The organism is Holdemania filiformis (assembly GCF_003459085.1).
Taxonomy (GTDB): domain Bacteria; phylum Bacillota_I; class Bacilli_A; order Erysipelotrichales; family Erysipelotrichaceae; genus Holdemania; species Holdemania filiformis.
Window position 1 is genome coordinate 1 of sequence record NZ_QRUP01000018.1, and the last position, 12,350, is coordinate 12,350.

12 protein-coding genes are annotated in these 12,350 nt (G+C 53.3%); 2 read left to right on the top strand and 10 right to left on the bottom strand.

Annotation, left to right across the window (positions count from 1 at the left end; translation table 11 throughout):
* Positions 1 to 146 precede the first annotated feature (146 nt).
* The 10 genes from DWY25_RS13080 to DWY25_RS13125 all read right to left on the bottom strand — a co-directional run bounded on the left by DWY25_RS13080 (position 147) and on the right by DWY25_RS13125 (position 10,739).
* Entirely contained in the window at positions 147 to 677 is a 531-nt protein-coding gene (locus DWY25_RS13080; RefSeq protein ID WP_117895602.1) for a LemA family protein, read from the bottom strand.
* 77 nt (positions 678 to 754) lie between these two features.
* Entirely contained in the window at positions 755 to 1,639 is an 885-nt protein-coding gene (locus tag DWY25_RS13085) for a DUF3137 domain-containing protein (protein WP_117895603.1), read from the bottom strand.
* Positions 1,640 to 1,827: 188 nt separating this feature from the next.
* Positions 1,828 to 3,045 (bottom strand): ABC transporter permease, encoded by a 1,218-nt coding sequence (locus DWY25_RS13090; RefSeq protein ID WP_006061132.1) that lies wholly within the window; start codon positions 3,043 to 3,045, stop codon positions 1,828 to 1,830.
* 12 nt (positions 3,046 to 3,057) lie between these two features.
* Positions 3,058 to 4,767: an efflux RND transporter periplasmic adaptor subunit gene (locus DWY25_RS13095; protein ID WP_006061133.1), complete on the bottom strand. Its 1,710-nt coding sequence runs from the start codon at positions 4,765 to 4,767 to the stop codon at positions 3,058 to 3,060.
* Positions 4,768 to 4,769: 2 nt separating this feature from the next.
* The gene (locus tag DWY25_RS13100; protein WP_006061134.1) at positions 4,770 to 5,468 is read right to left on the bottom strand and encodes an ABC transporter ATP-binding protein; all 699 of its coding nucleotides are present in this window, start codon (positions 5,466 to 5,468) and stop codon (positions 4,770 to 4,772) included.
* Positions 5,469 to 5,871: 403 nt separating this feature from the next.
* Positions 5,872 to 6,480: a MerR family transcriptional regulator gene (locus DWY25_RS13105; RefSeq protein ID WP_181981821.1), complete on the bottom strand. Its 609-nt coding sequence runs from the start codon at positions 6,478 to 6,480 to the stop codon at positions 5,872 to 5,874.
* 203 nt (positions 6,481 to 6,683) lie between these two features.
* Entirely contained in the window at positions 6,684 to 8,081 is a 1,398-nt protein-coding gene (locus tag DWY25_RS13110) for an FAD-binding oxidoreductase (RefSeq protein ID WP_117895605.1), read from the bottom strand.
* A complete protein-coding gene (locus DWY25_RS13115) occupies positions 8,066 to 9,265 on the bottom strand; it encodes an FAD-binding protein (RefSeq protein ID WP_117895606.1) in 1,200 nt (399 codons plus the stop codon). The genes DWY25_RS13110 and DWY25_RS13115 overlap by 16 nt, the downstream gene beginning before the upstream one ends.
* Positions 9,262 to 10,065 (bottom strand): electron transfer flavoprotein subunit beta/FixA family protein, encoded by an 804-nt coding sequence (locus DWY25_RS13120; protein WP_117895607.1) that lies wholly within the window; start codon positions 10,063 to 10,065, stop codon positions 9,262 to 9,264. Before DWY25_RS13120 ends, DWY25_RS13115 begins: the two co-directional genes overlap by 4 nt.
* Positions 10,062 to 10,739 carry a FadR/GntR family transcriptional regulator gene (locus tag DWY25_RS13125; protein WP_117895608.1) on the bottom strand — a complete coding sequence of 226 codons (678 nt, stop codon included), beginning with the start codon at positions 10,737 to 10,739 and terminating at the stop codon, positions 10,062 to 10,064. Before DWY25_RS13125 ends, DWY25_RS13120 begins: the two co-directional genes overlap by 4 nt.
* Positions 10,740 to 11,102: 363 nt before the next feature.
* On the opposite strand from DWY25_RS13125, the gene DWY25_RS13130 reads away from it, so the two are divergent.
* Together DWY25_RS13130 and DWY25_RS13135 are read left to right on the top strand one after the other, a co-directional pair.
* Complete coding sequence (locus DWY25_RS13130; RefSeq protein ID WP_181981822.1) at positions 11,103 to 11,906, top strand: Cof-type HAD-IIB family hydrolase; 804 nt, start codon at positions 11,103 to 11,105, stop codon at positions 11,904 to 11,906.
* Positions 11,907 to 11,915: 9 nt separating this feature from the next.
* Positions 11,916 to 12,101 carry a hypothetical protein gene (locus DWY25_RS13135; protein ID WP_117895610.1) on the top strand — a complete coding sequence of 62 codons (186 nt, stop codon included), beginning with the start codon at positions 11,916 to 11,918 and terminating at the stop codon, positions 12,099 to 12,101.
* The last annotated feature ends 249 nt before the right edge of the window (positions 12,102 to 12,350 follow it).

The following is a 12,350-nucleotide window of genomic DNA, read 5'->3' on the forward strand; positions in this document are numbered from 1 at the left end:
AAAATACTTTTTTGAGTTAATCTTTCTGAGCTCATTATAACTCAATACCGTTTTGTTTTCAATTTCCTTTTCTGATCTTTTGTGCTCTTCTTTCTATTTAAAAAGCTGTAACGTTTGTGCTACAGCTCTCCGATTGCTTTTTTCCTTTAAAATGAAACATTCACATTCTCACGCTGATCCAGCTCGGCCTGGAAAAAAGCTTTGGCTTCCGCATGAATCATTCCGGCGATCAGACTGGATGGAAACATCTGAAGCTTCTCGTTGTACCGCGCCACATTGGCGTTGTACGCCCGGCGGGCTGCCTGCAGGTGTTCCTCAACATCAGCGATCGTTTCCTGCAGCTGAAGGAAATTCACGGACGCCTGCAGCTGCGGATAGCCTTCCGCCAACATCATCAGCCGGTTCTGAGCCTGAGCATACTGATCCGCCAGTTCAGCCTTTTCTTCCAGCGTCATCGTCGCGCGCAGTCTTGTCAATTCAACCAGCGTCGTCTGTTCGTGCTTGACATACCCTTTCACCGTTTCCTGGATATTGGTCAGCGTATCATACCGTTTCACCAACGCGACGTCGATTCCCGACAAAGCTTCTTCACATTTAATCCGGCTCCGGACTAATTGATTGTAAAGAAATATGCCATATACGATTAATGCGATCGCCCCGATCAACAAAATCATCATCCTTCTTTCCCCTCCTTCTTATCTGGTTTATTTCTGTATTTTAAAATAAAATTTGCTTATTTCGCAACATTTTGAGCTTAAGGTTCCGGCCGTTCCCCGCGTTCTCTGCCAGCGAGATGAAGCAGATCGATCAGCTCGCACACCAGCTGTGCCTCCGTCCGGATCTCCTCCAGCTGCGCCGGCTTGATCGCCGTAAACACCGGCGGCTCAAAGCTGTTTTGCCGGTTATCCACTGCAACATGGAACTCATGGCCGAAAAAGCCATAATACATCCGGCCGTCGAGTTCATGTTCGGCCTGTTCCAGCTTTTCCATAAACGACGGCGTCAACAGGTAAAACGCTTCGTGTTCATCCTCGGCATACACCTCAAACTTTTCGTTAAAAGCTTCGCTTTCCATCTCAATCCGTTCCGTCTTTAATCCGCTGAACCAGCCGCCCGGCTTACCATTGGAGAGAAACTCCTTTTCCCTGACCAACAGATAGTGCCCGAAGCTTTTGGGAAATTCAAACACCATCCACGGGCCTTCAAACAACGTCGTCACCGTCGTCGTTTTCCCGGTATGCGTCACCTGCTGGGTCAGAATATCGCTGCGGCGAAACGGACAGCCGCGGTAGCTGCCGGAAAGCTGATCATCGCTGAAAAAACGGTTGCCCGTAGGAATGAAATGCGCGTCTTCAACCCATTCCTGGTTAAACCCCGCGTCGATATTCAATTCCACATCATCAAATATTTCTTTCAGCACCGCTAAGACAACCTGATTCTTATAAGCCCGGATATATTTCGGTTTTTCCGTCAGATTGATCGCCAGGATGAATCCCGCCCCGGCAAGCACGATCAGAATTCCAAGGGAAAAGCTTGTAAATAACAAGAGAATACCCAAGCCGATCAAACTGCCGCCGATCAATGTCGCCGCCATAATCCGTCCCCGCTGCCGGTTTAGCTGTGCTAAGATTTCTTCCAATCGAATTCCCCCATTCTTTTTTTATTATATCATGCCCAAACTCCGCGTTTGACGTTCTTAAGGAAATTGACAGACTCTGCTTAACCGCCGCAAGAAAAAAACCGAAACAGCGACGTCTGTCTATCCCTTCCGGTTTTAATCTGATCTATCCTTTTTTTCCTCATTCTCTACCGTCACAAGTCATTCGCTTAATCGCGGCGGAGCGCTTCAATCGGCGAAAGGTTCGCCGCTTTGCGGGCCGGCATAATCCCGAAGAAGATCCCGATGGCTGAGGAGAACAGCGTCGCGATCAGGATGGTGGACAGGCTGATGCGCGGAGTCAGCGGCATCACCAAGCACAACAGCTCTGCTCCGCCGATGCCCAGAATAATCCCGATGATGCCGCCAATCGCCGTGATGATCGCCGATTCGGCCAAAAACTGCCATAGGATCGAGCTTGTCCGGGCGCCCAGACCTTTGCGGATGCCGATCTCCCGGGTTCTTTCCGTAACCGACACCAACATGATGTTCATAACGCCGATTCCGCCGACTAAAAGACTGATCGCCGCAACAAAGGAGATAAACGTCGTGATCATGTTCAGCACTTCATTAATCTGCCCCATCTGTTCGTTGAATTCCTGCATCAGAAACGCACCTTTGCCCTGGGTCTGATGACGGCTGTCGAGCAGGCTCAGTGCCGATTGGGCGACCGCCGCGGAATATTCGTTGCCTTCGGAAATAATATAGATGCTTCCGAAATCATCCGTGCCGATATCAAACGCCTGCAGCGCGGTGTACGGCATTTCCATTGAAATCGGCGCACCTTCATAGGTTGTGGAAACAAAGGTTCCCTCGACGTCCTTCCGCACGCCGATGATGCGGATATCCTTGGTGACGTTCATCATCGAGGCTTCGATTGACATGCCGACGATATCGGCCGTCCCGAACAGCTTCTTGGCATCCGCTTCGCCGATCACGCCGACTAACCGGGCGTCTTCAAAATCCGACTGATCAAAATAGCGGCCGTGCAGCATCGGCTGCACCGACATCGCGCCCAGATCCGGATTGCCGCCGCTGATCGACAAATCGAAGGTGCCTTTCTGCGTCATCGCGCTGCCCCAGGCGCCCAGCGTCGGCGTAACGCCCTTGACATGTTCGATCTTCGTTTTGATCGTGTCGATGTCTTTCTCCGTGATCGCCACCGGTTCCCCGGCGGTGTAGTTCTGACTTGCGTAAATATAGATCTGACCCCCGGCGATACTGTTGAGTTCGTCGCTGATCGTTCCCTTGGCGCCGTTGCCGATCGCCATAATCATGATAACGGAGGAGATGCCGATAATAATGCCCAGCATCGTCAGAATCGACCGCCCCTTGTTGGCGCGGATATTCTTGACCGCCATCTTTATATATTCAAATAGCTGCGTCATCTGCGGCCTCCTTTACTGCTGGACAGGCGTAACCTGCATTCCCTCCTGCAATCCTGCGGCGGCGCTCAGCACGACCAGATCGCCTTCGCTGAGACCGGACTTAATCTCTGCAGCGTCATCGGAAGTCACACCGATTTCAATTGTTTTGCGGATTAACAGACCGTTTTCCACCGCGTAGACAAAACTGCCCTGACGATCGGTATTGATCGCTTCCACCGGCACCAGCAATGCGTTCTCCGCTTTGGCGGTGTTGACGGAAACCTTGGCCTCCACGCCTAAGAAGATGTTGTCGTCCGGATTATCGAAACGAACCTGGGCATGAATCACCGGCGTGCCCTGAGCGTTAGCCTCGGCCACCCGGCTGATTTTTTCAACTGTGCCGGTGTATTGATGACCGGCTAAGGTAATTTCTGCTTTTTGTCCGACTGCGATTTTTTCCAGGTCGTATTTCGTGATTGAAATTTCGACCATAACCTCACGGTTGGAAGCGACGGTAATCAGCTCTGTGCCTTCGGCGGTCGCGGCGCCTTCCTTGGTGTTGACCTTGGTGACGATGCCGGAGAATTCCGCCTTGATGCCGGCGCGGGCCAGCTGCAGCAGTTCGTTGGTGCTCATCGCGGCCAGCTCGCTCAGATTCGTATTCGCCTGCAGCTGGGTTTTCATTTCATTGGACAGAATCGAAGCCTGGGCGGAATCGCGGACACTCTCGCGCTTGGCCAATTCCGTTTCCTTCTGACTTAATTCCGTCGATGCTTTTTCCAGATCCGCCTGCAGCTGGACGACCTTGGCCGCCGCCGCGCCCCCGGCGCTTTGGAGCTGCTGGATCTCGTCGGCAATCTGCTTCTGACGCTGATCATTATCGGCCTGCGTCTTGTTCAGAACGTCCAGCTCACCCTGCAGCGTACTGATTTCCTGCTTCAGCTGCTCAATTTTATCGCTGGAATCCTCGATCGGCGCAGGACTGGCCGCAGGATCTGGTTCCGGCGGGTTGACAAGCGCATCCAGCTCCGCCTGTTTCTCGGCAATCAGCCGCTGCTTCTCGGCGATCTGCAGCTCCAGCTGGGCTTGCGTCGTTTCCAGATCAGCCGCTTCCTTCTGCAGCTCGGCAATTTTCTGCTGATTGGCCGCATTGCCGGCTTCCTGCCCGGCTTGTTCCTTCTGGGCCTGCGCCAGCTGATCCTTCAGTCCGGCCACCTTGCTGCGCAGATCGTTGGCCTCGGCATAAAGCTTTTCAGCATCGTGCTTAGCCTGGCTGTATTCGTCGGCCTTCTCGTTGCTTTTGTTCAAACTGTCGTGATATCCGCTGCGGGCCGCCGTCAGCTCCAGATTCGCTTTCTGCACCTGTTCCTGAATCGAATCCAGATCGTAGCCGACGATCAGATCGCCCGCGCTGACATTATCGCCGACCGCGACCGGCAGCTGCGCGACGTTGGCGCTGACCGGCGAGAAATACGTCTTCTCCGATAAAGAGGAAACCAGACCGCTGGTATCCAGCGTCTGCTCGACGCTGCCCCGCGTCACCGGCGTCACCGCGACAGACGGCAGCGAAGGCTTGCGCGTCAGATTCGAAATGACAACAGCCAGGACTAACAAGCCAACCGCCCCGAGCATAACGGTTTTCTTCTTCGGCATCGTCAGTTTCCGTTTTTGTTTATTTTTACCCGGCTTCTTTTCCAGTTCCAGTGTTTCGACTTCAACCCGTTCCACTTGTTTTTCATCCATTGTTACTTTCCTCCCTCGTTGATTGTATCTGAATCAATCTTCCCGTCGCGGATATGGATAATCCGCTTGGCCTGCGCGGCGATCTCATTGTCATGCGTTATCAGGATGACCGTGCGCCCGCTGGCGTGCATCTGTTTTAAAATCTGCAGGATTTCCTTGCTTGACGCGGAATCCAGATTGCCGGTCGGTTCGTCCGCCAGAATCAACGGCGGGGCTGCGGCGATGGCCCGCGCGATCGCAACGCGCTGCTGCTGCCCGCCGGACATCTGCGACGGCTTGTGATCGAGCCGGTGACCCAATCCGACCTTTTCCAGCGACGCCACCGCCAGCTGACGCCGTTCACGCTTGCCGATACCGCGGTAAATCAGCGGGACCTCGACATTCTCCACAGCAGTCAGATTGGGAATTAAGTTAAATCCCTGGAAGATAAAGCCGATCTCCCGGTTGCGGATATCCGACAATTCGTTATCGCTGAGCTTGGCAACGTTCTGACCGCTCAAAAAATAATCGCCGGAAGTCGGAACATCCAGGCAGCCCAGCTGATTCATCAGCGTGGATTTGCCGGAACCCGACTGTCCGATAATCGCGACCAGCTCGCCGCGGTTGATCGTCAGGCTGACGTGATCCAGCGCGCGGACCTCAACCTCGCCCGGATTGTATATTTTACAGAGATCCCTGATTTCTATTAAAGCTTCTGACATGAACTTCCCTCCCTGTCATGCTCAATCGTTTTTCATTATAAAGTCCAAGGCTAAAACCCAGCGAAAGGATTCCTAAAGATCTTCATAAGATTTTTGTATTAAGACAGTAATACATTAATACACATTTTCTTGTTTGTCAATCCTTTTTTCAATTATTTCTGATCTTTTTTATCTTATCTCCCATTTCTTTTTTTTCTTATTAATCTTTCTTGAATCATATTATATTCTGATTTCGATGGAAAGCAAGCGTTTTTTCCAGGATCTGCCTGCTTTCCTTTTTCATTTTACGCGTGCAGCCGTTTCTTCACCATGGATTTGGCTTGCGGTGAACTAACGATTTTGTCACATTCCCGGAAAAATAAAAAGCGCGGGTTTGTTCGTTAATCCGCGCTGAACCTCAAATTTAAATCACTCTCAAAAACTGACCCATCCGCAGGATCAGCCAGCGGAATCGCGTCGACGACTTCATTCCCTGCACCAGCAGCATGGTGACGATCAAAATTATCAGGCGCAGATTCTGCTGCGATATTATCGCCGTCATGGAAAAACCGATGCCGATTGTGTATTCGATTAAACTATTAAACGATACCTGCGCTTTGACGATTTCATTTTCCATCTGGATAATTTTCTGTCCGCGCTGGCCGGCACTGATCTGATCATAGAGATCGAACGTTTGTTCCACGGATTCCAGGTCAACCTGCTGGGTATCGGGATCCTTGAGATGATCCAGATATTGCAGCGCAGTATCCAGCCGGTAGCGTTGAGACAACAGCTGTTCCCGTTTCTGATCCAGAACGGCTGTGTCGCCTTCGATCAACAGGGCGTGGCATTCGTCCAGCGTGAACTCAAATTTCTTAAGAAAGTTAACCTGTTTCAGCGTTTTCAGATCCTGCTCGGTATAATTGCGGTATCCGTTTTCTTCCCTGGCCGGATGAATCAATCCCTTTTGTTGAAGTATTTCAATTTGTTTGCGGGTCAGCCCGCTCTTTTGCATGACTTCTTTCAGCAGCATTCCGCTCACCTCGCTTGTGAGCATAACACAGTCCCCAGGGGACAGGTCAACGTTTTTTCAAACAATTCGCTTTTTCCGCTGGTTTTCATTGTGGAAAACTGAAAAGACCCCGGCGGCGGCCGGAGTCCTGAGCGGATCTGATTTCTGTTTAACGATGATTTCAGGTTAATTTAGAAGGATGAAGCCGTGGCTTTCGATTCTTCTCAGCCGATGACTTTGCCCGGATTGAGAATTCCGTTCGGGTCAAAGGCGGCCTTGATCCGTTTCATCAGCTCGATCTGAACCGGATCCAGCGATCGTTTCAGGTAATCGCGCTTGGCATGACCGATGCCATGTTCGCCGGAAACCTGACCCTTCATCGCCGCGGCTTTCGCGTACAGCGCGTCCATGCAGCGCGCGACCTTCCGCTGCCATTCATCTTCCGGCAGCGCGTCTTTCAGCACATAGATATGCAGGTTGCCGTCGCCGGCATGACCGAAGCTGCGGATCCGGATGTCTTCCTGAATTGAGAGATCGCGGGCAAACTGACAGAAGTCGGCGACCTTGTCGATATCCACGACGACGTCGCATTCGTCCATCTGCGTCGTCGAATTCTTAATCGCTTCCAGAAACGCGCCGCGGGCATCCCAGATGCTGCTCTGGCGTTCTTCGGTATCGGAGATGAAGACGTCCTCCGCCCCTTCCTGCAAGGCCAGTTCGGCGCAGTCGTGGATCATCGCCTGCATTTCTTCCGGCGTGTTGGCGCTGTAGGAAACGATCAGATAAGCATTGAATTCCTTGTTCGGGAAATCCTTGCCGAGGTAATCCTGAGCATCCTGAATGACTTCCTTTTCCATGAATTCGATCGTCGTTGCCACCGCCGGCAGCCGCATGATTTTCGGCACCAGCGTCAGCGCGTCCTTCAGCGTTGTAAACGGAATCAACAAGGAAGTCATCGCCCGCGGCTTCGGCAGCAGCTTCATCGTGATCTTCGTGACGACGGCCAGCGTGCCTTCGGAACCGACGATCAGATCCTTTAAGGAATAGCCGGAGCTGTTCTTCGAGGTCTTGCCGCCCAGTGTCAGCACACTGCCGTCCGCCAGCACGACTTCCAGGCCGCGCACATAATCGCGGGTCACGCCGTATTTCACCGCCCGCATGCCGCCGGCGTTGGTCATGACGTTGCCGCCGACCGACGCGCTCTTTTCGCCCGGATCCGGCGCGTACAACAGATTATGATTGGCCGCTTCCTCGATGATCTCCATCAGCAGCACGCCCGGCTGCAGCACGGCGTTCATCGTCTGTTCGTCGATTTCCAGAATTTTGTTCATCCGCATCGTCGACATCACGATGCCGCCGTGGATTGGCACGCAGCCCCCGCATAAGCCGGTGCCCGCGCCGCGGGTCGTAACCGGCAGATGTTCTTGGTTGGCATAGGCCAGAATCTGTGAAACTTCTTCCGTGCAGCCCGGCTGGATGACCAGCTCCGGGTCAAAACAGCCGTAATGGGTCATTTCGTCATGTGTATAATCGGGATGAATTTCATCACGGACACTGACATAGTCCCGTCCGGTGATCGCGCTCAGCGCTTCGATATCCCGGGTTTCTAATTTGCGGAACATACGGTCTCTCCCTCCATTTCTTTAAGCATATTTTCAGCGATTTGCCCGGCGTCGCCGATGACCGCGACATGCGCCAGATCAAAGATCGGAGCCTGCGGATCGGTGTTGACAGCGATGATTTTCTCCGCCCCCTTCATCCCGGCGGTAAACTGGATCGCCCCGCTGATGCCGAAGGTCAGGATCAGCTTCGGTTTCACCGTTCGGCCGGACAAACCGATCTGACGGCGGACGTCGTAGCGCCCGCTTTCCACAACCGGCCGGCTGCAGGCCATCTGGGCATGCAGCTTCTGCGCTAGCGTTTCGATCAGCGCCAGCGTCTTTTCATCCTTAACGCCCCGTCCGACAGCGACGAGAACTTCGGCGTCGGAAATGCTGACCTCCTGTTCCTTGTTTTCAATTTTCAGCCATTCAATCCTGGAATCCAGCTTGGCCGGATCGATTGGACAGGACACTACCTTTCCGATCCGGGCCTGCTTCACCGCCGGATCCATCACTTTATAGCGCACCGTCGCAAACTGCGGACGATGATTGGTGTTCAGAATCTGAGCCATGATGTTGCCGCCGAAAGCAGGCCGGATCTGCACCAGATCGGTATTCTCCCGCATTTCCAGAACCGTACAGTCGGCCGTTAAACCGGTGCGGAAGCGCGCCGCGGTGCGCGGAGCGAGCGAACGGCCGCTGACCGTCGCGCCGACCAGAACGACCGCCGGATGGCTGCGCTGAATGCAGTCCTCAAACACTTCGGTATAATTATCCGCACGGAAATACTGGAGCCGCGCATCTTCATAGAGATAGACGTTGGCGACGCCATAGTCCAGCAGGGAATCCGCCGCCTGTTCAATGTGATCGCCGATCATCAGACAGTTGACCTGCTGCCCGATAACCCGGGCCAGCTCGTGCGCCTTCCCGATCAATTCCAGCGTCACCGGATGAATCCGGCCGTCGCTGTGTTCAACGTAAACGAGAATATCGTGCCACTGGGATTTGTCGATCTGCGGCTGCGGCGCGTCCACCTGTTCGCTGATCGCCTGACTTGGACAGTTGCGCAGACACATCCGGCACATCTTGCAGGCGGCGTTGATCTGGACCTGACCGTCGACCATCGCCATGGCGTTAAACGGGCATTGAGTGATGCACAAACCGCAGCGCGTACATTTTTTAGGATCGATCACTAAGCCGCTCATGCGTTTTCCTCCTCCCACATTTTATCTTCTTTCAAGATCGCGACCAGCTTGGCCGCGCTTTCCGCTTCCGGCCCGTCCAGCCGCATTGTCTTCACATCATGAGTTGGCGTGAAAATCCGCTCGACCTGGGTCGGCGAGCCTGACAAGCCGATACGGGATGGATCCAAGGTCCGGCACTGCGCCGCGCTCAGTGTGTGAATCGGGTTGTCCGCGGCTTCCTTCGCCCGTTTATAGGACGGCAGATTCGGCTGGAAAATTCCTTTTTCCACCGTGATCAGGCATGGATAAGGAATCCGGGCCACCGCTTCGACCTCGTTCAGATCCTGCTTAACAATCAAGGCCTGATCGTCGGCGTCGATCAGCTCTGTAACCCAGCTGATATGCGGAATTCCCAGAACCTCGGCCATTTCCGGTCCAACCTGAGCCGTGTCGCCGTCGGTCGTCTGCTTGCCGCACAGAATCAGATCGACGTGATCGATCTGACGGATTCCAGAGGCGATCGTATACGAGGTCGCCAACACGTCGGCCCCGGCAAACTTCCGGTCGGTCAACAGCCAGCCCTCGTCGGCGCCCAGCGCGAACGCTTCCTGCAGCACCGCTTTGGCGGCTGGCGGCCCCATCGTGATCACATGGATCTTCGCCCCGGTTTTCTTTCTGATCTGCAGCGCCGTTTCCATCGCGTACAGATCATACGGATTCATCTTCGTTTCAATACCGTCCCGCTTTAAGACGCCGGTAACCGGATCGACTTCGACTTTCTGCGTCGCCGGAACCTGTTTTACGCATACGACAATGTTCACTTCTCTATTTCCTCCCTGTTTTCTTCCAGCCGCAGATGCCGTTTCATCAGCTCCGCCGCTTTTTCCGTCTGTCTGGCCGCGATTGTCCGGGTCAGCTGTTCGTGCTGGTCGATCAGAATCGCCAGCGAGCTGTGCGTGGATATCTGCCGGCGGTTATGCGCGACGGAATATTCCATCAGACTGCCGACACTGTCCAGCGCGATTTTCAGCAGGGTGTTGCCGCTGTTGCGCACCAGCGCCTTATGGAATTGCAGATCCAGCTGCGCTGCCTGCGCTTCATCCTCGCACTGGCGCATCGCCGCCACCAGCTCCATCAAACCTTCATCCGCCCCTTTTTCAGCCGCCAGCTGCGCCGCTTTGATCTCAACGGTCAAGCGGAACTGAGCGATGTCCTGTTCACAGCCCTTCTGCGCGAACAACAGCGGGGAAATCCGCTGGATGAACGGTTCGATCTGAAAGGCCTGAACGCGCGTCTTTTCCTTCGGACGGATCCGCACGATGCCTAACAGCGCCAGCACCTGCATCGCTTCCCGCACGCAGCTGCGGCTGACGTGATAGAGCTGCGTCATCTCCCGCTCCGACGGCAGAGCTTCGCCGATTTTCAGCCGTCCGCTGCCGATCTGACCGATCACATCGTCGACGATCATCTGCGAATTCTTTTCCTGATTTTCCATAGTTCACCCCTAACTGGTCAGACCAAGTTAATTCCATTATAGAAGAAGCTAAGCAAAAATGAAAGCCCTTACAGTTAATTAATTCTTTCACGACTGATTTCTCTGCCGCACCCCCGATAAGGTGTCCGTTTCCCGTGGACTCTCAAACGCTATAAAGTCATCCGCAATCCTGATTCAACTCTGTCAAAAAAGGAAATCCAGGAATTTTCCCGAGCCGTCATCCACGGTTGGCTCACGCGTTGAAACATTGAAACATTATTTCATTCAATGTTTAACTTTTACGAATAAAATCTTCAAAAGCTCTTTTCACCCGATGAAAATCACGGTATGATAACTGACAGAGGAGAGTACAAAAAAACAAATATGGAAAATGTAAAAATGTTGATTCTGGACATCGACGGCACCCTGATCGCCCGCGGCTCGGAAACGATCCGGCCCGCGGTCGTTGAAGCGCTGCATCAGGCGCAGCGTCAGGGGATCAAGCTGTTGATCGCCACCGGCCGGGCTTATTACTTCATTCAGCAGGACGTCCACGACACGCTGAAACCGGATTATTACGTCACGATCAACGGCCAGTGTCTGATTGAAACCGGCAAGGGAATTATCGAAAAGCATGAAATTCAGGAGGACACAATGATCCGCCTGAACAAGCTGTGCGATGAGCTGGAATTGGGCGTCGGCTATAAATTTGACGAATCGGTCGTCTGTCAGTCGCACTTCCATCAATTTCACTGGGGTTATCTGAAAGGAAAGGACGTCGGCAAGCTGTTGATCGACGATACCGCCGAACAGAATTATCAGAAGACGCACGGTCTGCCAATGGGTCTGTTCATCATCGGCGATGAAGCGAAGGTCGAATCGATTACCGATCAGTTCCCGGAGCTGACCTTTACCTGGAGTTATCCGCAGGGCTATGATATTTACAGCACCGGCAACGATAAGACAACCACCATCGAATCCGTTCTGAAGCGCCTGGGGATTTCCTGGGCGGAAACCATGGCCTTCGGCGATGGGGAAAACGATATCCCGATGTTGGTGAAGGCCGGCGTCGGCGTTGCGGTAGCCAACGCGAAGGATAACGTCAAAGCGGCGGCGGATTACATCGCGCCTTCCGTCGATGAAGACGGCGTAGCTGAAGCCTTGCGGCATTTCGGCGTCATCGCCTAGCGCGCAGCTATGCAGTGGGAATTTAAAATTCTGGTCTTCGATGATTTAGACGAAGCGGAAAAAGAATTGAATCAATGGGGACGAAAAGGATGGCAGGTGGCTGCCGCCGGTTACAGCAGCGATCTGTTTCAGCGTGGCTACCTTGTCACACTGCAGCGGCCGCTGGATCCGGATCGGTACCCGCTGCCGCGTTAATCTGAAAACATAGAATCCTGTGACAAGACATGAAATGGCAGCGCCCGGACGGATTGTCCTGCGAAGCTGACGAAGGATCTGACGAAGAAAAAGGATAAACGCATTGCGGAAGCAAGGGTTATCCTTTTTTCATATTGCTTTAGACTGCATTCTCGTCAATATCTAATTAAGCCAGAATCTGAGTCTTTATAAGAAAAACAATATACGGCACAAAAGAACGATATTGACGCAGAATGAACAATTCGTTTC